This is a genomic window from Vibrio sp. TRT 21S02 (assembly GCF_050113675.1).
In the GTDB taxonomy this organism is placed as follows: Bacteria; Pseudomonadota; Gammaproteobacteria; order Enterobacterales; family Vibrionaceae; genus Vibrio.
Map to the genome: position 1 here is coordinate 350549 of NZ_JBNJOI010000004.1, position 22880 is coordinate 373428.

Here is a 22880-nt window from a genome sequence, read left to right on the forward strand (position 1 = left end):
TAATAGAACCTAGCTCTCAACACCTAAAGGCAAAGATTGCTACAGTGAAATCAGTCTTTCAGTCACTTTATGGCGATTAAGTGAATCAATTTGCAATCCTCTGCTTAGACAATAACCCCACCAGCGCAGAACAACTGCGTCATGAGCTTAGCCACTTCACTACAAAATTCGATCTTCATACTGCAAGCTCACTTGAAGAGGCACACACTGCCCTTGATTATTGCCAAGATAACGGACAAACCGTGGCACTCGTCATCGCAAGCCATCAAGATGATTTCAATGGCGCCGATTTTTTAATTCAACTCGACAAGCTAAAGCATACTCAGGGCGCTCGTAAAATCCTCATCAGCTGTGGACAAGATATCCAAGCCATCGTGACTGCGGTCAATGAAGGTCGCCTTGATCACTGCCTAACCAAACCTTTACAAGACAAGCTGGTGTATCAAACAGCTTTAAAAGAGCTCACTACCTATGTTTTAGAAAATGATGTAGAAAATTCGCTTTCCTACAGCCAAGTATTAGAACAACAACGCCTCCTTCGAGCCCATATTGATCTTAAGATGCGCAGCTATCGCGAAGGATTCATCAGTGACCACCACCGACTCAGTGATGACGAACTGGCACAGCAAGTCATTCAGGCACTTCACGACTTTTTTGCTTCAAACGATGACACCCGGGCATGCCGGACATATTCAGCCGAACACCTTCTAACAAAAGAAGGAGAAGAAAACCGCTTTCTATGGTTCATTACCGATGGCGAAGTGGCCTTATATAAAAAAGATGACCTTGGTATGCAGCGCGAAGTGGTTCGACATAACAAAGGAAATATTGTTGGTGGCATGTCTTTCGTAACAGGAGAACTATCATTCTCAACAGCCATTACGTTGACAAGAACTGAGGTTATCAAATTGGATCGTGAGGTGTTTGCTAAAGTCATGCACTCCAACACCAGCTTATTGCCATTATTTACCAACCTGTTACTCCGTCACTTCAATCGTCGTTTACAGAGAAGTATTCATACCAAATTAGAACTGCAAAAAACTTTAGAGTCTTTAGAGTCGGCCCATCAGCAGCTTATCGAAAGAGAAAAGATGGCGATGCTAGGACAATTGGTTGCTGGTGTCGCTCATGAACTGAATAACCCTGTCGCAGCGATATTAAGAGGAACAGACACCTTAAAAGCAAACATTGCCAACATTGTGACTTCACCTGAACATCAAGCCATTAGTAACAAAGGTGCAGAACTGTTGGCCAATGCGCTTACTGCAAAGCCAATATCGACCTCTCAAGAACGGCAAATGGCCAAGCAGCTCGAAGCTGAGTTAGGTGACCGGCGCCTTGCTAAAAAGATCGTAAAGTTAGGGTTAGAGCTGGATGCACACTTAAAAAGCAAAGTACAAGCATCACCATCAGAAACCCTTAAAGAACTAAACATGCTTGAACACTACCATTTAACTGGCAGTACACTCCGCTCTATCCATGTTTGCGCCCAACGCATCGCTGATATGGTCAAAAGTCTCAAGGGTTACGCGCGACCAGATGATGAAACCTTCCATTCGGTAGATATTCACGAAGGCATCGAAGATACCTTGATGATCTTTGAAAACCGGCTCAAGTTCCATCACGTTGAAAAAGAGTATTGTCAATTACCGCACATCTATTGTTTACCGATTGCTTTGCAACAAGTTTGGACCAACCTGATTTCTAATGCGATTGACGCATTTCCTAGCAAAGGAAAACTTCGGCTGCAAACACGTTTAGAGTATGCCCAACACCAAGATTGGGCAGTGGTCAGCTTTGAAGACAATGGCTGCGGAATACCACCACAACTGGTTGAACAGATATTCACCCTTAACTTCACGACGAAAAAAGAAGGGAATTTCGGCTTGGGAATAGGATTGTCAGTATGCCAGCAAATCGTCGCCCAACATGGAGGAAGAATAGTCGTGGAGTCAGAACAAAACCACTTTACCAAAATGAGCGTGTGGTTGCCTATTCAAAAGGATACCTCGTCCACAACACCATAAGGAGTCATCCATGAGTAAATACCTAATCTTATGTGTCGACGATGAACGTGAAGTCTTAGACAGCGTGATTCAAGATCTCGATGAGTTTGAAGCGCATTTTTCCATCGAAGCTGCGGAGTCAGTCTCTGAAGCTAAGGAAATCATTGAAGAATATAAAAATGAAGAGACACCGCTCGCACTAATTCTCTGCGATCACATCATGCCAGAGCAAACTGGAATCAGCTTTCTGATCGAGCTGAACCAAGACGATGCCACCCAAGCAACCAGAAAACTGCTGCTCACTGGCCAAGCAGGATTAGAAGACACCGTAGAAGCAGTCAATCACTCCTGTCTTGATTTTTACATTGCCAAACCTTGGCGAGGAGACGACTTAAGAGACACCGTAAAAGCACAGCTAACACAATACGTCATTAACAATGACCCGGATCTCATGCAATGGGCCCAAGTTCTCGATACAGAAAAAATCTTTAACGCAATCGCAGATAACCGGATCAATTTCGGAGAATAATAACCAGATAGCATATTGATTTGGCACACAGATTGCTTATTTTATGAAGTAGCGACAAAACAATGACATTTATTTGGTGACTACCCGTCTGGATGCATTATCATGTCGTAAACATAACGTCGTGGCGAGTCGTCGCTAAAGACCAAGGAAACTAACAATTTTAAATAGGTTTATCGTTCGTATGCGTAAAACAATCTTAGCAACAGCGCTTGTGCTTGCATCTGGCCACTCTTTCGCAAACACTGATCCTAATAGCCCATCGGTAATGAGTAACTTCAGTTACGATTATCTTGAGGCTCGCATTGGTGCCAGTCCAGTTACTTTCGGTGCAGCAATGAGTAAGTCCATCCACCCGAATGCTCACGTTATTGGCCGTGTCGATTCTGAGTTTGAAGGCGATTATGATGCAGCAGCAGGCTTCGGTTTCCACGCTCCAATTAATAACTGGGCAGACTTTACGGGTGAAATGCTTTTCCGTTTAGTCGATGACGGCGCAGATAAAGGCACTGATACCGGTATGGAGCTGAACTTAGGTGTTCGCCAATGGCTAGGTCCTCAACTAGAAGTTGGTGGTAAGCTTGGTTACGTGTCGATTGATGATAATGATGACTGGATTGGTGGTGCATACGCTCGCTTCCACTCTACAGAACTTTTCTCTCTCGGCGCAGAAGCTCGTATCAATGATTTCTATGGCGACCAGATCATGTTTACCACTCGCTTCAAGTTCTAATTCGTTATTATGTCCAAGCAAGCTTAAAGCTCTTGGACATAAATAAACAAAAAACCGAGACAAATGTCTCGGTTTTCTATATTTAGAATACGGTTTACTGACAGTTCGATAATAGCTGACGCTTACGTGGCTCTTGGAGCAATTTCCAATGAATGCCTTCTATCGCACCAGCGAATTTCCATAGCAATTTCACATCAACATCACTGCCATATGTCTGACGTACTTTACTGAAGACTTCAGCCGCACCTAACTCCATAAATGTTTCAACATCTTCAATGCCCGCCTTTTTTACCATTCGCTCTAATGTAAGCTGCATATTAGGCAAATCTCGTAAACGACGGTTAGCCGATGATTTTTTGAATTTACGTTGAGAAACTGAGTATTCAATTGACTGTTTTACAATATGGTCAAGCTGCTCACTTCTCTCTGTAAATAGCTCTGTCACTTCATAATAGTTTACAGTTGCCGTCGTCTGTTTTTTAACATGACGATACTTCTGACAACCGAGCTCAATTAGCTGAGGGTCTAACTCATCACCACCTCGAATAAAAATCTTATCCGCACTGATAAGTGCAAACATTGCTTCTTCCTGAAACAAGCCGGTACCACCGAACATAGAGCGTTTTTGGAAAGTACCAAATTTGCTAACGTACTGCATGAACGATTGCTCTGTCATATCCATTGATCCTTTTAATCTATAACCCCGATTATTTTTGATCACCAGATAGAAGCAGCTTTAAAGCGAAAAAGTAAACTGTTTGGCCAACTGTAAGTTTATTTGTATTGTGTTGTGCCAATATCGAATACCATAAATGATAGTTAACGTTGAAAAATAAGTCTGTGCACAGCTCACATCAATTAAACTAAATTCATATCAATTAGTGACAGATATCACGTGGCGAGTTTTTTTGATAGTTATCGTCAAAAAAACAGCACTCGTCATTAGGAAATTCTTTCGATAGACATCAATTGTTCGTTACAACTTATTTGCCTATCTCCTCGTAGAAAAGTTACACTGTATATGTAACGTCATCTAAAAACTCTTTTATGAATCATTTATCTTTTTACTGGCTCCCTGAGAACAACGAGCTGTTGATCAAGGGAATCGAAACCGAATTTGCTCAACTTATTGAGCAGTCCATTAGTACTGGAAAAATTTCCCTTCCTCCTATTCCAGAAGTCGTATTACGTATTCAAAAGCTATGCACTCAAGAGATGACTTCTGTCAGTGATGTCGCCGATTGTCTTCTAGAAGATCCCGGTTTAGCCGCCATTGTTATCCGTGTTGCAAACTCTGTCATTTTTAATCGCCGAAACATCACTTGCACTGACTTAGTCACTGCAGTCTCTCGACTTGGAATCTTGCGTGTTCGAGATATTGTCACCGCTCAAGCGATTGAGCAGCTAAAGCATTCAGTAAATATGAGCAAAGAGTGCAATCAAATTCTGCTTGAGAGTGCCGCGAATTCTCGCGAGCTTGCCGCCACTATGGTGATGGTTGCCAAAGGTTTTAAAGAAAGTAATAGCAGTGAATATCGCAATATCGAAACAGATAAAGCGCTTCTCACTGGTTTATTAGCTGATATTGGCTTGTTCTGCATTGTCAGTGAATATTACCTCTACTTAGAGCGCGGTAATTATCTCGATCAAGATATCGCACTACAGATCTTTAATAACCAATGTTCTATCGCCAGTAAAATGGTATTGACCAGTTGGGGCTTCGATAATGATTTTATTGAAGTTGCAACTAATGAATCTTCGTCTATTTCTGCTTATGACGTGAAATACCTTGATATTGCACGTATGGCTAACCACATTCTGATGTTCCGTCGTAAAGATGAGAGTATCGATGAACATACTGTTGAATTTGACATTACCGGTGCAGATATTCTGTACAAACTCAGCAATTTGAGTGATATTGAGTTCAAAACTCAGATTGATGAAGTTATTAACGCTAGCGGCCTTTAATAACGCTAACAGGAAGTGCCATGTTCTCAGGAATGCTGTTTATATTTGCCCCGCTTGTTGCGGGGTATTTAATTTCTGTCTCTAACCCCTCTCGCTTAGAATCCATTAATAAGATCACATCGAATCTTATCTACGTCATATTGGCGTTAATGGGCCTCAGCTTGGCCGCACTGGATAACCTTGGACAGAATTTACAGCTTATTCTGAAATATACCGGTGTGTTCTTTGCTTGCATTGGCTTATGCAACTTAGCAACACTTCCTCTCATCGACAAATTCATGCCGATAGACACCGATACAAAGCACAGCAAACTGCCACTATCGAGCATGGCATTAGAGTCTCTAAAGCTCATTTTTGTCGTCGGTGGCGGCTTAGTTGTCGGGCTGATGCTTTCCATCGATTTAGGCTGGGTTGATACTGCTAGCGAGTGGATCTTATTTGCCTTGCTGTTTTTTATCGGTATTCAGTTGAGAAACAGTGGCCTGACGCTAAAACAAATTCTGCTCAACAAACATGGAATGATCATCGCCCTGACTGTGATCATCAGCTCAATGATTGGAGGCCTTCTCTCTGCCTTTGTATTAGGTATCAACCCATATAAAGGGTTAGCGATGGCGTCTGGTTTCGGTTGGTATTCCCTCGCGGGAATCTTGATGGGTGACGCCTTTGGCCCCGTTTATGGTGGCGCTTCATTCATGATAGAGCTGCTTAGAGAATTAGTGTCCTTAGTACTTATCCCCTTGTTTATCCGCAGCCGTCCGTGCACGTCTATAGGCTATGCTGGTGCAACCGCAATGGATTTTACTTTGCCCGTCATCCAAACAACAGGTGGGGTACGGTGCGTGCCTGTTGCCATTGTTAGTGGGTTTATTCTCAGCTTATTAGTGCCTGTTTTAATGCTATTCTTTGTATCACTTGTAGGCTAGATCGCAGGAAAGTTCGCACATATTCTCTATGATGTTTGCGAAAATATAATAATGATATCGAAGTAACTTCAAAAGGATTGATTATGAAACGCACTATTGTTGCGCTGTTACTAACTACAGCATCAACGATGTCTTTTGCAGCAGATAATGCTTGTTTATCCAAGAAATACGATGCTTACATTGACGCTTCCTTGCATTGGTATGAAGATCTGACAACGTTAACCGTACAGCAATACCCAGATCTTGCAGAAGTGAGCCAATGGTTTTTGCAAGGTAGAAAAAACCACTTCGAGCTCAATCGAGCAGCCGTTAAATACTTTCTACAAAATGACCCTTCAAAAGTTGCGACAGCACAACCTGTCGAGGCATGGCTAAAGCTCGAACAGCATGACGTAAAAGTTCTTGCCTCACGCAGTGATGAGCTTGGTACTATCGCTCAGAAGACCTTTAACGATCGCCAAGCTAAGCCTCACAATCAGAACTACGAGCTTCGCTCGGCATTCGCTGATCTATTGAGCCACCCGACTCAAATTGACCAAGCTTTAACCCGCTATAATGGTGCAATTAAGCAGCTTGAGCAGATTTCCTGCCCTTAACTAAGATTTCTATCGCGAGATGTAACATTTAAGACGGGACATTAGTCCCGTTTTCGTTTAGATTGTCCCGCCTGCAAGAAAAACAATTCAATTAGAGCAATCGTTGTATGGTTATGGAACATAAAACGGCGGATGTGAGTTTCGAAAGTTTACTTCGAATTTTCACGGTTCCCGAAGGACCAGACTCCACCTTAACTAAAATTGATGAAGAGTTATCGCAAAACCTAAATAAATTCCTGCGCGAGCATATCGTTGCAGAAGAAAAGCCTTTGCGTGACATTGAGAAAGATTTCTCAACATCAGCTATGCCTGAACAACCGGCATTTGTTTCGGATCATACACAGCACCTGCTTGATACATTGGTATCTCATTCAGTACACACTTCTTCACCTAGTTTTATTGGTCACATGACCTCTGCGCTTCCTTATTTTTTGATGCCTTTGTCGAAAATTATGATCGCGCTAAACCAGAATTTGGTGAAGATCGAAACGTCAAAGGCATTTACGCCTTTAGAACGCCAAGTGCTTGGAATGCTCCACCGGCTTATTTACAACCAAAGCGACGACTTTTACTCGCGATGGATGCATAGCGCTGTACACTCTCTCGGTGCGTTTTGCTCTGGCGGTACAATCGCCAACATTACTGCACTTTGGGTTGCTCGAAATAACGCGCTGAAAGCAAATGGTGAGTTTCAAGGAGTGGAAAAAGAAGGCCTTTTCCGAGCAATGGCTCACTATGGCTATCAAGGGTTAGCAGTTTTGGTGTCTGAAAGAGGACACTATTCACTGAAGAAAGCTGCCGACGTCCTTGGTATTGGTCAACAGGGCTTGGTGCCTGTAAAAACAGGCGCGGACAATCGTATTTGTCCTGAAGATTTACAGCGCCAGATCACCGCGTTAAAAGAACAGAACATCAAACCATTTGCCGTCGTTGGGGTGGCTGGTACCACTGAAACGGGCAACATTGATCCGTTAAACGCTATCGCTAAGATCTGTCAGCAAGAAGACTGTCACTTCCACGTTGATGCAGCATGGGGTGGTGCGACGTTAATGTCGAATACCTATCGTCACCTACTCGACGGCATTGAATTGGCTGATTCCGTCACCATTGACGCCCATAAGCAACTCTATATCCCGATGGGAGCTGGCATGGTTCTGTTTAAAGATCCTGATGCCATGAAGTCTATTGAGCATCATGCTCAGTATATCTTACGTCAAGGATCTAAAGATTTAGGAAGCCATACACTAGAGGGCTCTCGTTCAGGGATGGCGATGCTTGTTTATGCCGCAATGCACATTATCAGCCGCCCTGGCTACGAGCTACTTATCGATCAAAGCATTACCAAAGCACGCTATTTTGCAGATTTGGTGGCTGACCAAGACGATTTTGAGCTCATTTCACAACCTGAATTGTGTCTTCTCACCTATCGCTACATACCAGTGCACGTACGAAAAGCGTTAGATAAAGCAGATGATAACGAAGCACTTTCACTCAACCAGTTACTAAACGAGTTGACTAAGTTCATTCAAAAACGTCAACGGGAAACCGGTAAATCGTTTGTGTCCCGAACCCAACTCAACCCAGAGAAATGGCAAAGAGCTGACACCATTGTATTCCGAGTCGTTTTAGCTAACCCACTGACAACGAATGATATTTTGACATCCGTTTTATGTGAGCAGCGAGAAATCGCAAAACAGGCACCAAATCTCATGGCACAACTTGATACTCTGGCACGTCAAATTACGCAAAAGTGAAAATTTCTTTCTATTTGATGTAATTTATATGTCATTCCGGGCCTCATTCTGATTATTTGAGCACTTAAGCTAAGTTTTTTTGTAGTTTAGACAAAATTTACTTGAGGCCTGTCATATTCTCACCAATTGATATGTATAAAAATTACTGTAAACCTAAAGGTTAGGTTTATACTGGTTCCATGGCGTTGGTTAGTTGTTGCCTACTTTGGGAAGTCATTTATTCCCTCAATGCCAATCAGGCAGGCATAACCAACGAGTTGTTCTCTATACTCTCGTGAACACTATGAATACATTAGAAAAAATTCAAAAAAATCTAGAAAACTTTAGTAAGTCCGAGCGTAAAGTTGCCGAAGTAATAATGGCGTCACCGCAGACTGCTATCCATTCTAGTATTGCCACACTGGCAAAGATGGCTGACGTTAGTGAGCCAACTGTTAATCGATTCTGCCGCCGACTGGACACCAAAGGGTTCCCAGACTTTAAACTTCATTTAGCGCAAAGCTTGGCTAACGGGACACCTTATGTGAACCGTAATGTCGAGGAAGATGATGGTCCAGATGCGTACACGCATAAGATTTTCGAATCAACAATGGCGTGTCTTGATGTAGCAAAAAATAGCCTAGACCCAATGCAGGTAAACCGAGCGGTTGATTTGTTGACACAAGCCAAACGTATTTCCTTCTTCGGGTTAGGTGCATCTTCTGCTGTGGCGAAGGATGCTCAGAACAAGTTTATTCGCTTTAATATCCCAATCACTTGTTTTGAAGATATCGTAATGCAACGAATGAGCTGCATTAACTGTACTGATAACGACGTTATCGTGCTGATTTCCCACACAGGCCGAACAAAGAGCCAGGTTGAGATCGCTAATTTAGCCCGTGAAAACGGTGCGACAGTCATTGCAATCACAGCAAAGGACTCTCCGCTCGACAAAGCAAGTTCGCTGTCAATTTCATTGGATGTTCCAGAAGACACTGACGTGTACATGCCTATGGCAAGTCGAGTAGTACAGATGACTGTCATTGATGTACTCGCAACCGGCTTTACGCTTCGTCGCGGATCAGGGTTCAGAGAAAACCTAAAGCGTGTTAAAGATGCATTAAAAGACTCACGCTACGACAAGCTATCACACTTCTAAAAAAAGGAGCGTATACGCTCCTTTTTTATTGCTCCTCCACCTGCTCTCCCTGCATAAACATGATCGCGGGTGCTTCTATATCATCACGAACAGCACCACCACTTTCACACCGACCATCACACTCACACACTTGCTGCAATATATAAACTAGACGCCCTTCAGTTAATGGTAGTGGATTTCCTTTGATTGCCACCGATTTCAACGCATCTTCTGCAACTTGTTCAAACGATGTGCTGCAGACACCAAACTCTCTAAGCTCAGGAAGTTTAAGTTTATCTAGCATCATATTGACCCATAGCACACTATCTTCAATATGAGCATTAATACGTCCTGTAAGGATTTGAGCAACCTTGGCATAACGATGTAATACATCATTGCGTTGCATCACTTTCGCTGCTCGAATATTTTCCGTCATTACATGCGGTGCGAGTCGTGCGGTGATAACACTATGAGGAGCATGAAGCTTGCCGCCAAGCGCTGATGCTAAACCATGTGCCGCCCCCAGCTTTGCATTGGTAGTGGCCATCCCACCCAACATTGCGGCAAAAGAAAGATCAGATCGAGCAGCAAAGTCATCATTTAAACAGGCGGGAAGAATCGATTTTTTTAACCTTCTTAACCCTTCTTCGCAGATCATATCGGTCAACGGGTTCGGGTCTCCACATACATAAGCTTCCATCAGATGGGTAAATGCGTCCATTGCACCTCGTCCTGAAGTGTAACTGTCCATGCCGTATGTTAATGTCGGATCGACGATAGCCATGTCAGCCAACATATCTGGGCTGCGTAGGCTGACTTTGACTTGATCTTGCCCTGAGCGTAACACTGCATTGCGTGTCACTTCCGAGCCGGTGCTTGCAGTAGTTGGAATAGCAATAAAAGGGAGAGGTTTGGTTTTCAAGGGAACACTACGACCAACAACTTCGACATAATCGTACACATCACCCTGATTAGGAATGATTGCCGCTAACGCTTTACCTGTATCAAGAACGCTTCCGCCCCCAATAGCGACCACCATCTCCGGCTTAAATTTTCTGCCCATATTGGCCGTTTCTTCGACCATAGTAATATTAGGCTCACCCGAGATTGCAACATGCTGGTAACGCATTTTTTGAGATTTCAGATACCGAATAATAGGATTTGCCCGTTCAGTTCGTTTCCCTGTAACGAGAAGTACGCTGTACCCATATTGATTAAAAAGAGATAACGAAGACTGCAACGCACCTTCCCCAAAAACAATGCGCGTTGAGGTCATAAACTGAAACATAGCTTGCTCCCCGAACCTAAGACTCCTTTATCAATAGCTTGCCTGCTACTGAATAAAATTAACTTGATGAAGTGCAACTTGTCGAAAATACCCTTATAAAAATAGTGTCTTTCTAAAAAATTTCACGTGATCTATCGCATTTTTAATCCGAGTTGAACAAAAATACGTCGATAGATTTTACCTATCGAAACAAGAGGTAAATGCATCTTTATTTCCGCTGAGGGATGAGGCATAGTTGTCGTTATCAAAATGAAGGAGAAAGTATATGTTCGTAGTTATCTTTGGTCGCCCAGCTTGTCCATTCTGTGTTCGTGCAAAAGAGCACGCAGAAACACTAAAAGCAAAGCGTGACGACTTCAACTACCGCTATGTAGATATCCAAGCAGAAGGTATCTCTAAAGCTGACCTTGAAAAAACGGTTGGTAAACCTGTTGAAACAGTACCACAAATCTTCGTTGATCAAGAGCACATTGGCGGCTGTGATGACTTCGAAGCATATGCAAAAGAAAACTTGGGTCTATTCGATTAATTGACCTCCTGATTATATAAAACCCGCTACTCATAGCGGGTTTTTTAATACCTGAACTAATCGCTAAAAATAAAATAATTCACTTATCTTTTTGCAATATTCAGATACAATTCGCACACTTATCCTGTCGGCACAAAAATATAGAACTGCCCCGTGAACATTGACGTCGTACTCTTGCTCAAACAAAACCCAATTCTTTTGATCTTTGTCGTCCTCGCAATAGGGCTGGCAATTGGTAAAGTCCGCATTGGAAATCTCCAATTAGGTAACTCCATTGGCGTACTCATTACCGCGCTGATCATGGGTCACCTAGGTTTTACTTTTAATACCGATGCATTGACCATTGGCTTTATGCTATTTATTTATTGCGTTGGCATTGAAGCTGGGCCGAACTTCTTCGGTATTTTCTTCCGTGATGGTAAACATTACTTTATTTTGAGTATGGTTGTACTCTCCACAGCACTCTGTATTACTTATTACTCCAGCCATTATCTTGGCCTCGATTTTGGGCTTTCTGCCGGTATGATGGCAGGTGCTCTCACTTCAACCCCAGTTTTAGTTGGTGCACAAGACGCGCTGAATTCGGGTTTGGCTTCAATCCCAAGAAATATGGACTTTGGCTTAGTCATAGAGAACCTCTCTGTCGGTTATGCGATGGCTTATTTGATCGGATTGATCAGTATGATCATGTTTGCCAAGCTGATGCCTAAAATGCAAAAGCAAAACCTTTCTGATTCTGCCCAGCAAATAGCTCAGGAGCGTGGGCTTGGCAACTCCGGCCAACGTAAGGTCTACCTTCCAATTATTCGAGCGTATCGTGTCGGACCAGAGCTGATAAATTGGATAGATGGGAAAAACCTGCGCGAGTTGGGTATTTACCGTCAAACTGGCTGCTACATCGAACGTATCCGACGAAATGGTATTCTTGCCCACCCAGATGGTGATGCGATTTTGCAAGAAGGTGATGAAATTGCGCTGGTGGGGTTCCCAGACAGCCACGCTCGCCTCGATCCAAGTTTTCGTAATGGTAAGGAAGTATTCGATCGTAACTTACTGGATCTGCGTATTGCAGAAGAAGAAATCGTGGTAAAAAGTGACTCGATGGCTGGGAAGCGTCTTTCTGACTTGAACCTCTCAGAATATGGCTGTTTCTTAAACCGTGTAGTACGTGCCCAGATTGAAATGCCGATGGATTTAGATATCGTTCTAGCCAAAGGGGACATTCTTCAGGTAAGTGGTGAGAAAAGCCGCGTACACGGCCTTGCTGAAAAAATCGGTTTCATCTCAATCCATAGCCAGATGGCCGATTTACTCGCATTCTGCAGCTTCTTTATCTTGGGTATTCTTTTTGGCTTGATAACAATGACTTTTGGCCAAGTCTCCTTCGGCTTAGGTAATGCAGTAGGTCTTTTACTGTCAGGTATCACGCTTGGTTTCTTACGAGCCAACCACCCGACGTTCGGCTATGTCCCTCAAGGGGCACTGAATATGGTCAAAGACCTAGGCCTGATGTTCTTTATGGTTGGTATTGGATTAAGTGCAGGCGGGAAGATGTTCGAGCACCTTTCTCAGGTTGGCCCTCAGGTTATTGGACTGGCTTTTATTGTCAGTGTCGTGCCTGTTGCGTTAGCCTATTTTGTAGGTGCCTATATATTGAAGATGAACCGAGCACTCTTATTCGGGGCTATTATTGGGGCCCGAACTTGCGCTCCGGCAATGGATATTGTGAACGACTACGCTAAATCTACCATTCCAGCTCTAGGCTATGCCGGGACCTACGCAATAGCGAATATTCTGATGACGCTTGCGGGTACGGTGTTAATCATTTTAAGCTAGAAAAACAAACCATTAAAAAAGCCACCTTCTTTTGAAGGTGGCTTTTTTTAGTGGTGCTGTTATATCACGGTTCTATTCGTAGCAAACGGATGAGCTATAAATTAGCAATCGTCTTCCGTAAAGTTGGTCGGCAATGTCATTTTCATCTGATTCCAGATCTGAGCGCTTTCCATACCATAGTGACGAACAACACTTGCAATATCATCACGAGAACCACTTTCACAAACTTCTAATAGATCACGGTAAAACTTCAACGCGAGATCACGCGCTTGTGGGTTTGAGAAATAATAACTACCAACACGGTCGTAAAGTTTCTTCAAACCATTAAAAATCAAACCATAGATTTGGTTGCCTGAATGAAATGCTAAACGTTGGAAAAGCATGTAGTCATAAAAGTTAAAAGTCTTCGCAACTAAGATTGATTGGCGTTTAACTTCGTCTTTCTCACCATCATCTTTAATGTGCTGCTGGATTTTTTCAGCGTATGGCGAAGACTCCATAAAAGAATCCCAAGATTCAGCATTAACCAACGCCTCACACGATTCAATCACCCCAGCGATCGTTCTCGCAGCATTTTCTTTATTTGCCTTAAACGCATGACGCATAAAAATTGGGCTGATATTAGTACGTGCTGCAAGCAAATCTTCTACAATCGACGTTGCATTATCGGCATCTAACGTCATCAACGTGTCTAAAATGTGTAGACCCGATGTTTCCATAAACTGGTTTACTCGTGTCGGCTTACCATGTTGAATGGTTAACCAGCCATCTCTTGCTAAACGCTGCAGTACTTCACGTAACGTTGTTCGAGTAACACCAATTAGCTCAGACAGCTCACGCTCTGCTGGTAAAATCGAACCAGGAGGAAAGCGCCCCTTCCAAATGCTTTCGATTATGTACTTTTCCGCAAAACCTGCTGGGCTCTTTGCCTTTATGACCATTTATTTATTGTTCCAATTTATATTTAGTTGGGTCGAATGGAACTCATCATACCACTAGTTGGAGCTTATCGGAAACCGGCGAACAACAAACTTCAGTCAAAATCAATATAGAGTGTTAACTCTAATTTAATCTGAATATATTAGAACATATGTTTATAAGAGAACGAGTATTTATTCAAATTATCACTCTCTAAAACGTACTTAACACTAGATGGCATATAGTGTTATGGTGTTTAGTTCAATTATTAAAAACTCAATTTTATGTTGTTTTTTTCATTGATATATTCAACTTAAACTGCTTTTCACATCATTTATATCAATTTGTAGCCACCGAATACTTTTTTTCACAACTCTTATGTTATGCTAACGCCACTTTGATCGCGTTTTTAAACAAAATTCTTATCAGTTGAGAGTCGAATCATACATTCATATTGACTAAATCCCATCGAAGAGTAGAGTGGCGACCAAAGTAAAGGAGTGCTTGTCTTTCTCAGGGAGTGACTTGGCAAGGCCACATTGCCCAACTCTATGTTGTTTTTCTAAGTCACTGTTGAATCGGGATTGTTTCCTAAAATAACGTGCCGATAATGGATACAAGCACATGCAGTGTCTATTCATTACAATAAAGAGTATTAACAATGCCGATGTCGCTCGGAAATGCCTTTATTAAGAATTTTCTTGGTAAAGCCCCAGATTGGTACAAAGTTGCCATTATTTCCTTTCTTATTATCAACCCTATTGTCTTCTTTTTGGTTGATCCATTCGTAGCTGGCTGGCTACTTGTTGCAGAGTTTATTTTTACACTCGCAATGGCCTTAAAATGCTACCCACTTCAGCCCGGTGGCTTGCTTGCGATAGAAGCCATCGCAATCGGCATGACTAGCCCGGAACAAGTAAAACATGAATTAGTTGCCAACATTGAAGTGTTATTACTTCTGGTCTTCATGGTTGCTGGTATTTATTTCATGAAGCAGTTGCTTCTATTTATTTTTACTAAGATTCTTCTTGGTATTCGTTCTAAATCGATGCTTTCCGTCGCATTTTGCTTTGCGGCTGCGTTTCTGTCAGCTTTCTTAGATGCACTAACTGTGATCGCAGTTGTGATTAGCGTGGCAATTGGTTTCTACGCTATTTATCACAAAGTTGCGTCAGGAAAGGGGTCAAATGCTTCACACGACCATACTCAAGATGACCATTTGTCTGAGCTCACTCGTGATGACCTTGAGAATTATCGTGCTTTCTTACGCTCGCTACTTATGCATGCCGGGGTCGGTACTGCTCTAGGTGGCGTAATGACAATGGTTGGCGAACCACAAAACCTTATTATCGCTGATCAAGCTGGGTGGCAATTTGGCGAATTCATCGTGCGAATGTTGCCAGTGACCGCTCCGGTCTTAGTTTGTGGCCTAATTACGTGTGTGTTGGTGGAAAAATTTAAGGTATTTGGTTACGGCGCTCGCCTACCTGAGAATGTCCGCCAGATCTTAGTCGACTTCGACACTGAAGAACGTAAAAATCGTACCAACCAAGATGTCGCTAAGCTTTGGATTCAAGGTTTAATTGCCGTTTGGTTGATCGTTGGTCTTGCGCTTCATTTAGCAGCTGTTGGGTTAATCGGTTTATCTGTCATTATCCTTGCGACCGCCTTTACCGGTGTGATTGAAGAGCATTCGTTAGGGAAAGCCTTTGAAGAAGCGCTGCCATTCACAGCCCTACTCGCGGTATTCTTCTCTATCGTAGCTGTCATCATTGACCAAGAGCTATTTAAGCCCGTTATCGATGCAGTATTGCACGTTGAAGATAAAGGTGCGCAGCTGGCATTGTTCTATGTGGCAAATGGATTGCTGTCGATGGTATCGGACAACGTTTTTGTGGGCACGGTTTACATCAACGAAGTTAAAACCGCGCTTGTTGAAGGTATTATTACTCGTGATCAGTTTGACTTACTTGCGGTTGCTATTAATACTGGTACTAACCTACCATCAGTGGCGACACCAAATGGCCAAGCGGCATTCCTATTCCTGTTAACTTCAGCATTAGCTCCACTCATTCGCCTTTCTTATGGTCGAATGGTGATCATGGCACTACCATACACTGTTGTTTTGGCATTGGTAGGCCTAGCAGGTATTGTATTCCTTGTTGAACCTATGACGGCATGGTTTTACGATGCTGGCTGGATCGTCTCTCATGCAAATGATGTGATCCCGGCCGTAACTGTTGGCCATTAATATTAAAAGTTTTTGTTGATACTGAAACTTTTCCGCGATAAAAAGCTCTGATTAGTCAGAGCTTTTTCTTATTTTGGATACTTCCGTGAACATACTTTCGACCATCAAATCATTTTCTCAAAGCCGCTTATCTTGGCTGTTACTGCTTATTTTTGTCGTCTTCTTCGAAGCCTGCGCATTATTTTTCCAACACGTAATGATGCTCTCCCCGTGCGTGATGTGCATTTATGAACGGGTCGCAATGATGGGTGTGGGTATCGCTGCTTTGTTCGGCTTGATGGCACCAGACAATTCTGTGGTTCGTTGGCTTGGTTTGGCTGCGTGGGGATTAAGTGCTTATAAAGGTCTGATGCTAGCGCTTCAGCACGTCGATTATCAATTTAACCCTTCTCCATTTGCTACATGCGATCTATTCGTCACATTTCCAAATTGGGCGCCATTAAATAAGTGGGTTCCTTGGATGTTTGAAGCCTACGGAGATTGCAGCAAAATTGTATGGCAATTTTTGACACTTTCTATGCCTCAGTGGTTAGTGGTTATTTTTGCGGCAAACCTTGTCGCTCTTGCGGTTATTGTTCTCGCTCAGTTTGCAAAAACTAAGTAAACAATCACTACACAACATCAAAAGGTTGGCCTGCAAACGCCAACCTTTTTTATTGCCTGCCATCTACAATTCATTCATACCAAGCCCTTGTTCTCCTTAGCTAGGAGAACTCTCTTCAAGCAATGATTAACTACACTTTGCTTGTTTAAAGAGCCAAGACGTTTAAAGCGAGCAATAAAAAAGCAGGTCAATGACCTGCTTTTTTGTTTATGAAAGTACTTAGTTCATCTCTCGCCCTGGTGCAGGCGCTAACACCTCGCGGTTTCCGTTATGTCCAGGTGCACTCACAATACCCTGAGCCTCTAATTGCTCGACAATACGAGCGGCTCGGTTATAACCAATCTTGAATCTACGCTGAACACCGGACACCGAACCACGACGAGACTGCACCACATGTTCAACAACTTGGTCAAACAGCGGGTCCATATCTTCATCTGCTTCTGCTTTTTCACCCGGTAGCAACGTCTCTGGGCCTTGATCCCCACTGGTAATTTCTTCAATGTAATTTGGTTTACCACGCGCCTTCCAGTTGTTAACAACAGCATGTACATCATCATCAGACGCGAAAGCACCATGAACACGCACAGTATGGCTTGAACCTGGAGGTAGATAAAGCATATCCCCCATACCAAGTAAGGATTCTGCCCCACCTTGATCAAGAATCGTACGTGAGTCAGTCTTAGTCGAAACGGTAAACGCAACCCTTGTTGGAATGTTCGCTTTGATCAAACCGGTAATAACATCGACAGACGGGCGCTGCGTAGCCAGAATCAAATGGATACCAGCAGCACGAGCTTTTTGGGCAAGACGAGCGATTAGCTCTTCTACTTTCTTACCAACCACCATCATCAAGTCGGCAAACTCATCTACGATAACGACGATATAAGGTAGCTTTTCTAGTAGCGGTGGCTCAGGATCCATACTGTCTCCCGGCTGCCACAATGGATCATGAATTGGGTGGCCTGCTTCTGCTGCCATTTTAAGCTTGTCGTTAAAGCCTTTGATGTTTCGTACACCCAGCACAGACATAAGCTTATAACGACGCTCCATTTCACCCACACACCATCTCAATGCATTTGAAGCATCTTTCATGTCTGTTACAACTTCTGATAGAAGGTGTGGTATGCCTTCATAAACAGATAGTTCAAGCATTTTAGGGTCGATCATGATAAAGCGAACTTCTTCAGGTGTTGCTTTGTAAAGCATACTTAAGATCATGACGTTCACACCCACAGACTTACCAGAGCCTGTCGTACCGGCAACCAGTACGTGAGGCATTTTAGCCAGATCAGCGATCACCGCTTCACCAGCAATGTCTTGCCCCAGTACCACAGTCGTTGGCGATTTCGCCTCAACAAATTGTGGGCTACCTACCACATCCGAGAAGTACACCGTTTGGCGACTCATATTTGGCAGCTCTAAACCGACATAAGGTTTACCTGGAATCACTTCAACAACACGGACCGCCATGGCAGATAATGAACGAGCCAGATCCATTGACAAGCCTGAAATGCGGCTCACTTTAACACCAGGTGCTAAATCCAGTTCAAATCGCGTAATGACAGGGCCAGGGAATATACCGACCACATCGGCTTTGATCTTGTAGTCCGCTAATTTCGATTCAACGAGGCGTGCTATATCTTCAAGCGCATCGCGGTCGATATAGTTATCACGTTTCTCTGGATGGTAAAGTAACTCTAAGGTCGGCATAGGTTCTGCTGGTTTTGGCAAGTTCACGTCTTGCTGAACTAAGAATGGATTTTGCTGCGCAACAACTTTTGCCTGAGCTTCTGCCACAATATTCTGGAACGCTTCAACGTCGTTGGTTGGAGCTTCATTTGCCATTGGTTCAAATACTGGCTCCTCAACGATTACTGGTTCCGCTCTTTCAACTGAAGCATCATCATCCACAACATTGAAGTCAGAAATGATTGGTTCATTGGGCTCAGAAACCTCTGGCACCATGCTCATTGAAGACAAAGCATCTGGCTGAAGTGGCACTTTTTCCTCTTCTTGTACTTGCCACGGCATATCTTCCACGGGTTCATCAATCACTTCTGCCTTTGGTTCGGTAATCGACTCCATTGGTTGTGGTGGCACCTGCTCTTGAGGTGCTAGATCATCGGCACTGATTGCTGCGGCCTCGAGTTCCTCAATGGTCGCTCCAAGTTGGCGAGTTCGCTCAACAATAGGCTGTGCTGGCTGAATCGCTTGCACGGGTTCAGGGGCTACTCTAACAACGGGTTGAATAGGCTCAGGAGATGTCGCTGGTTCGGGCGTACTTGGTGCAAGTAATGGGTCCCACTCTTCTTCTTGGTCAACATTTGATTGAGAGGAAGGCATATGGATATTGAAATGGCGTTCAGGCTCCACTGTGAGTTTTGGCTCATCAATAGGCTCTAGACTAATGGACTCAACACCCCTTCCCAAGCTAGGTTCCGTCACTTCTTTTTGATCAAATACGGGTTCGTTGAGCGCAGGTTCGACCAACTCATCACCATTTCCACGCATTTTGTTAAGTAGCTTCGTCACCATGGATAACGCCGATGAACCTAACCATTCCACAATGGTGAGCCACGAAATACCCGTAAGTAGTGTAAAGCCTGCGCCCCAAAGGAATAGAAGCACAAGTGTTGTACCCAAGACGTTTAATGTTGGCAGTGCCAAACTGGTCAGCACATCTCCAATCACACCGCCAGATGAGAAAAACCAGATATCATCAAAGTTAATATCTGCTAAGCCGCAACTGGTTAGTATCAAAACAGTCAGACCTAAAAGTCGCGTTCCCCATAGCATTAAATCAATGGGTTCATCTTCATCTCGTGTGCGCAACACTATCCATGCGGTGACAGTAATAATTACTGGTAATGTGTAAGCTAAGGAGCCAAAAGTAAAAAACAACGTGTCTGCAATCCACGCGCCTACCATGCCACCCGCATTTTCAATGTCGACACCCCATGCAGTTTGAGACCAAGAAGGGTCTGCAGGGCTAAATGTAAGAAGTGCGACAGACAATAATATGGACGCCAATACAACCACAATAAGACTGCACTCTTTTAGGCGCTGAGGTCCGTTAAGGCGTGAAGACTGAGGTTCTTCGCCCGTTTTAATTATTGTCTCAATTTTACTTTTGTTCTGCTTGAACATAACCAACTTAAATTCACTGTTCATATAAAAAAATAGTCCGAGCAGCCAACGGTGCTCGGACTATTGATTTAACCATATCGCAATCAAAAACCCAATTATCTAAAGTCAGAATATCGAAAGGGATTTTGATACTTAACCCAATTATCGTGTTTTGATAACCAATTGGTTTGTTTGCTTAACTTCTTCCATTACCACGTAAGTGCGAGTGTCATTCACTCCTGGAAGACGTAGTAATGTATCACCAAGCAGCTTACGGTAAGCGCCCATATCAGATACACGTGTTTTTAGAAGGTAATCAAAGTCACCAGAAACAAGATGACATTCTTGAATATCATCAAGCTTTTGAACCGCAGTATTGAACTGTTCAAATACATCCGGCGCACCACGATTTAACGTAATTTCAACAAATACCAATAGAGATGCGTCTAAGTATTGAGGGTTTAGCAGAGCCGTATAACCCATGATATACCCTTGACGTTCTAGGCGACGTACACGCTCTAGACATGGTGTTGGCGAAAGGCCTACACGCTTAGACAGTTCTACGTTCGAAATACGACCGTCTTTCTGCAGTTCATTTAGAATATTGCGATCAATACGGTCCAAATCCTTAGACGGCTTTTTATAATTGTCTGCCATTTTTTATTCCACCTTATTACTTCCTTGCAAAAAAATATACTACAACTTATTAATATTCAGTATCAAATTTTTTACTTTAGCCACTATACTAGAGATTAATTCGACAATAACACCCTACATATAGTCAATACAACCAAAATAAAATGAGGAGTCAGGATGATCATTGGCGTACCTAAAGAAATCAAAAACCACGAGTACCGAGTGGGTATGATCCCAGCAAGCGTTCGCGAACTTGTCTCACAAGGTCACCAAGTTTTTGTTGAAACCAATGCTGGTAATGGCATCGGTTTTTCAGACGATGATTACATCGCTGTAGGCGCATCCATTCTTCCTACTGCTGCTGACGTTTTCGCGAAAGCAGATATGATTGTCAAGGTTAAAGAACCTCAAGCTATCGAGCGAGCCATGCTCCGAGAGGGGCAAATATTATTTACGTATTTGCACCTAGCACCAGATTTTCCACAAACTGAAGAGCTAATCAAGAGCAAAGCTGTCTGTATAGCCTATGAGACTGTAACAGATAATATGGGTCGCTTGCCACTATTAGCACCAATGTCTGAGGTCGCAGGCCGCATGTCTATTCAAGCTGGTGCACAAACTTTGGAGAAATCTCACGGTGGACAAGGCTTATTATTAGGTGGTGTACCAGGTGTTGAACCTGCGAAAGTCGTCGTTGTTGGCGGTGGTGTGGTCGGGGCAAATGCCGCACGTATGGCCGTTGGACTGCGTGCAGACGTGACAATTTTAGATCGGAATGTAGATACATTACGTCGCCTAGATGAAGAATTCCAAGGCCGTGCGAAAGTGGTTTACTCGACAGAAGATGCGATTGAAAAGCACGTATTAGACGCTGATCTTGTTATTGGAGCAGTATTGATCCCCGGAGCTGCCGCTCCGAAGCTAGTGACTAAAGCGCACATTGAAAAAATGAAGCCAGGTTCTGCTGTTGTAGATGTAGCTATCGATCAAGGTGGCTGCTTTGAAACCTCACACGCAACCACTCATGCCGACCCAACCTATATTATTGATGATGTCGTTCACTACTGTGTTGCAAACATGCCTGGAGCGGTTGCACGCACCTCAACATTCGCCCTCAATAACGCAACCCTTCCTTATATTACTAAGCTTGCAAATCTTGGTTATCGCGATGCGCTCATGAGCGATGAAGGCTTCCTAAAAGGCCTAAACGTCATTCACGGAGAAGTCACATGTAAAGAAGTCGCTGAAAGTTTCAACTTGGAGTACATCGACCCAGCTAAGGCTATCGCAATGTTTGGCTAATATTGCAACTCAACACAAAAACGGCCACTTATTGTTAAGTGGCCGTTTTTTTATGTTTGAGAGTTGGTGTTGTGTGGTCGCAACATCAAGGTAATTTAAAACCAACGTTCTAATGACGACTTATCAAGTTGGCGAAATGCTCGATTTAAAATTTGAGCCAACTCTTTATAGCGAGGCTGAGCCTTGATTGGCTCAAGTGCAAAGCCACTTTCAGTAATTTTCTGATAAATTTCACGATACCACCCCGCTAATGCTGGAGGAAGCTGAGTATTCGCACGATTTCCTAACCACCACATACCTTGAATGGGCAAGCTAATTGCGAAGAGTGCCATAATTACAGCTTGAGGCATTGCTTGATAGTTATTAAAAGCCATCTGGGTAAGCACACTGATTGCAGCAATCGCGGGCATGACCTTCACACCAAAACGCGTCGCCTTAATAATACGCTGTTCAGGAAAGAGTAAATTCAACTCTTTGCGCATTGGCCAAATATCCATGTACTTCTGTCCATCTCGCAAACTATGAACTAAACCGACTTTATTACTCATAATGCTCTCTCACTTCACTTTTGGGTCGACGCTGACTCAAATTTAGTTGAAAGATTCAACTGTTCGCGTAAAAAATTGACGAAAGTTAATATTCTTTCAAATTTTTTTTGTTATATTTGTCTATTATCGCTATCCTTTGCGCACCCTCAATCTCATTGTTGCTGTTATTTACAATTAAGGCAACTCTGTGACGATATCTGCAAGGATTGCACAGGT

The 22880-nt window shown here is 43.2% G+C and carries 19 protein-coding genes; 13 read left to right on the plus strand and 6 right to left on the minus strand.

Annotated elements, in window-relative coordinates; all coding sequences use genetic code 11:
* Positions 1-80 precede the first annotated feature (80 nt).
* The 3 genes from ACQEXU_RS07635 (at position 81) to ACQEXU_RS07645 (ending at position 3265) form a co-directional block, all read left to right on the plus strand.
* Positions 81-2027 carry an ATP-binding protein gene (locus ACQEXU_RS07635; RefSeq protein WP_427010313.1) on the plus strand — a complete coding sequence of 649 codons (1947 nt, stop codon included), beginning with the start codon at positions 81-83 and terminating at the stop codon, positions 2025-2027.
* A gap of 10 nt (positions 2028-2037) precedes the next feature.
* On the plus strand, positions 2038-2535 hold the full coding sequence (locus ACQEXU_RS07640; protein ID WP_427010314.1) for a response regulator: 498 nt from the start codon (positions 2038-2040) through the stop codon (positions 2533-2535).
* Positions 2536-2716: 181 nt separating this feature from the next.
* Positions 2717-3265, plus strand: coding sequence for a hypothetical protein (locus ACQEXU_RS07645; RefSeq protein WP_367988723.1), 549 nt, complete (start codon positions 2717-2719; stop codon positions 3263-3265).
* Between the two features lie 94 nt (positions 3266-3359).
* Here ACQEXU_RS07645 and ACQEXU_RS07650 read toward each other — a convergent pair whose 3' ends face one another.
* A complete protein-coding gene (locus ACQEXU_RS07650; RefSeq protein ID WP_367988722.1) occupies positions 3360-3947 on the minus strand; it encodes a TfoX/Sxy family DNA transformation protein in 588 nt (195 codons plus the stop codon).
* Positions 3948-4312: 365 nt separating this feature from the next.
* Between ACQEXU_RS07650 and ACQEXU_RS07655 the strand changes: the two genes are divergently transcribed.
* The 5 genes from ACQEXU_RS07655 to ACQEXU_RS07675 all read left to right on the plus strand — a co-directional run bounded on the left by ACQEXU_RS07655 (position 4313) and on the right by ACQEXU_RS07675 (position 9647).
* Positions 4313-5233, plus strand: coding sequence for an HDOD domain-containing protein (locus ACQEXU_RS07655; protein ID WP_427010315.1), 921 nt, complete (start codon positions 4313-4315; stop codon positions 5231-5233).
* Positions 5234-5253: 20 nt separating this feature from the next.
* A complete protein-coding gene (locus tag ACQEXU_RS07660) occupies positions 5254-6159 on the plus strand; it encodes a lysine exporter LysO family protein (RefSeq protein WP_427010316.1) in 906 nt (301 codons plus the stop codon).
* An 83-nt stretch (positions 6160-6242) separates the two neighbouring features.
* Complete coding sequence (locus tag ACQEXU_RS07665; protein WP_427010317.1) at positions 6243-6755, plus strand: hypothetical protein; 513 nt, start codon at positions 6243-6245, stop codon at positions 6753-6755.
* 107 nt (positions 6756-6862) lie between these two features.
* The gene (gene panP / locus ACQEXU_RS07670) at positions 6863-8509 is read left to right on the plus strand and encodes a pyridoxal-dependent aspartate 1-decarboxylase PanP (RefSeq protein ID WP_427010318.1); all 1647 of its coding nucleotides are present in this window, start codon (positions 6863-6865) and stop codon (positions 8507-8509) included.
* Positions 8510-8792: 283 nt separating this feature from the next.
* Positions 8793-9647 carry a MurR/RpiR family transcriptional regulator gene (locus tag ACQEXU_RS07675; protein WP_367988717.1) on the plus strand — a complete coding sequence of 285 codons (855 nt, stop codon included), beginning with the start codon at positions 8793-8795 and terminating at the stop codon, positions 9645-9647.
* Positions 9648-9672: 25 nt separating this feature from the next.
* Here the strand turns inward: ACQEXU_RS07675 and ACQEXU_RS07680 are convergent, their stop codons facing one another.
* Positions 9673-10914, minus strand: coding sequence for an iron-containing alcohol dehydrogenase (locus tag ACQEXU_RS07680; RefSeq protein WP_367988716.1), 1242 nt, complete (start codon positions 10912-10914; stop codon positions 9673-9675).
* Between the two features lie 265 nt (positions 10915-11179).
* Here ACQEXU_RS07680 and ACQEXU_RS07685 point away from each other — a divergent pair, with 265 nt between their 5' ends.
* Together ACQEXU_RS07685 and ACQEXU_RS07690 are read left to right on the plus strand one after the other, a co-directional pair.
* Positions 11180-11443, plus strand: coding sequence for a GrxA family glutaredoxin (locus tag ACQEXU_RS07685; RefSeq protein WP_367988715.1), 264 nt, complete (start codon positions 11180-11182; stop codon positions 11441-11443).
* A gap of 153 nt (positions 11444-11596) precedes the next feature.
* Complete coding sequence (locus ACQEXU_RS07690; RefSeq protein WP_427010319.1) at positions 11597-13279, plus strand: aspartate:alanine antiporter; 1683 nt, start codon at positions 11597-11599, stop codon at positions 13277-13279.
* Positions 13280-13380: 101 nt separating this feature from the next.
* Here the strand turns inward: ACQEXU_RS07690 and fadR are convergent, their stop codons facing one another.
* A complete protein-coding gene (gene fadR, locus ACQEXU_RS07695) occupies positions 13381-14220 on the minus strand; it encodes a fatty acid metabolism transcriptional regulator FadR (protein WP_367988713.1) in 840 nt (279 codons plus the stop codon).
* A gap of 638 nt (positions 14221-14858) precedes the next feature.
* On the opposite strand from fadR, the gene nhaB reads away from it, so the two are divergent.
* Positions 14859-16448 carry a Na(+)/H(+) antiporter NhaB gene (nhaB, locus tag ACQEXU_RS07700; protein WP_427010320.1) on the plus strand — a complete coding sequence of 530 codons (1590 nt, stop codon included), beginning with the start codon at positions 14859-14861 and terminating at the stop codon, positions 16446-16448.
* A gap of 85 nt (positions 16449-16533) precedes the next feature.
* The gene (gene dsbB, locus ACQEXU_RS07705; protein WP_427010321.1) at positions 16534-17052 is read left to right on the plus strand and encodes a disulfide bond formation protein DsbB; all 519 of its coding nucleotides are present in this window, start codon (positions 16534-16536) and stop codon (positions 17050-17052) included.
* 219 nt (positions 17053-17271) lie between these two features.
* Here dsbB and ACQEXU_RS07710 read toward each other — a convergent pair whose 3' ends face one another.
* The gene (locus tag ACQEXU_RS07710) at positions 17272-20199 is read right to left on the minus strand and encodes a DNA translocase FtsK 4TM domain-containing protein (RefSeq protein WP_427010340.1); all 2928 of its coding nucleotides are present in this window, start codon (positions 20197-20199) and stop codon (positions 17272-17274) included.
* A gap of 141 nt (positions 20200-20340) precedes the next feature.
* Positions 20341-20835 carry a leucine-responsive transcriptional regulator Lrp gene (gene lrp, locus ACQEXU_RS07715; protein WP_367988710.1) on the minus strand — a complete coding sequence of 165 codons (495 nt, stop codon included), beginning with the start codon at positions 20833-20835 and terminating at the stop codon, positions 20341-20343.
* Positions 20836-20991: 156 nt separating this feature from the next.
* Between lrp and ald the strand changes: the two genes are divergently transcribed.
* Positions 20992-22116: an alanine dehydrogenase gene (ald, locus tag ACQEXU_RS07720; RefSeq protein WP_427010322.1), complete on the plus strand. Its 1125-nt coding sequence runs from the start codon at positions 20992-20994 to the stop codon at positions 22114-22116.
* A 95-nt stretch (positions 22117-22211) separates the two neighbouring features.
* On the opposite strand, the gene yfbV is transcribed toward ald, so the two are convergent.
* Positions 22212-22664 carry a terminus macrodomain insulation protein YfbV gene (yfbV, locus tag ACQEXU_RS07725; RefSeq protein WP_367988708.1) on the minus strand — a complete coding sequence of 151 codons (453 nt, stop codon included), beginning with the start codon at positions 22662-22664 and terminating at the stop codon, positions 22212-22214.
* Between the last annotated feature and the right edge of the window lie 216 nt (positions 22665-22880).

Excerpts from the sequence above, each read along its gene's own strand:
- ACQEXU_RS07640 (WP_427010314.1), top strand. The coding sequence starts at position 2,038 with ATGAGTAAATACCTAATCTTATGTGTCGACGATGAACGTGAAGTCTTA.
- ACQEXU_RS07645 (WP_367988723.1), top strand. The coding sequence starts at position 2,717 with ATGCGTAAAACAATCTTAGCAACAGCGCTTGTGCTTGCATCTGGCCAC.
- ACQEXU_RS07650 (WP_367988722.1), bottom strand. The coding sequence starts at position 3,947 with ATGGATATGACAGAGCAATCGTTCATGCAGTACGTTAGCAAATTTGGT.
- ACQEXU_RS07655 (WP_427010315.1), top strand. The coding sequence starts at position 4,313 with ATGAATCATTTATCTTTTTACTGGCTCCCTGAGAACAACGAGCTGTTG.
- ACQEXU_RS07660 (WP_427010316.1), top strand. The coding sequence starts at position 5,254 with ATGTTCTCAGGAATGCTGTTTATATTTGCCCCGCTTGTTGCGGGGTAT.
- ACQEXU_RS07665 (WP_427010317.1), top strand. The coding sequence starts at position 6,243 with ATGAAACGCACTATTGTTGCGCTGTTACTAACTACAGCATCAACGATG.
- panP (WP_427010318.1), top strand. The coding sequence starts at position 6,863 with ATGGTTATGGAACATAAAACGGCGGATGTGAGTTTCGAAAGTTTACTT.
- ACQEXU_RS07675 (WP_367988717.1), top strand. The coding sequence starts at position 8,793 with ATGAATACATTAGAAAAAATTCAAAAAAATCTAGAAAACTTTAGTAAG.
- ACQEXU_RS07680 (WP_367988716.1), bottom strand. The coding sequence starts at position 10,914 with ATGTTTCAGTTTATGACCTCAACGCGCATTGTTTTTGGGGAAGGTGCG.
- ACQEXU_RS07685 (WP_367988715.1), top strand. The coding sequence starts at position 11,180 with ATGTTCGTAGTTATCTTTGGTCGCCCAGCTTGTCCATTCTGTGTTCGT.
- fadR (WP_367988713.1), bottom strand. The coding sequence starts at position 14,220 with ATGGTCATAAAGGCAAAGAGCCCAGCAGGTTTTGCGGAAAAGTACATA.
- nhaB (WP_427010320.1), top strand. The coding sequence starts at position 14,859 with ATGCCGATGTCGCTCGGAAATGCCTTTATTAAGAATTTTCTTGGTAAA.
- ACQEXU_RS07710 (WP_427010340.1), bottom strand. The coding sequence starts at position 20,199 with ATGTTCAAGCAGAACAAAAGTAAAATTGAGACAATAATTAAAACGGGC.
- lrp (WP_367988710.1), bottom strand. The coding sequence starts at position 20,835 with ATGGCAGACAATTATAAAAAGCCGTCTAAGGATTTGGACCGTATTGAT.
- ald (WP_427010322.1), top strand. The coding sequence starts at position 20,992 with ATGATCATTGGCGTACCTAAAGAAATCAAAAACCACGAGTACCGAGTG.
- yfbV (WP_367988708.1), bottom strand. The coding sequence starts at position 22,664 with ATGAGTAATAAAGTCGGTTTAGTTCATAGTTTGCGAGATGGACAGAAG.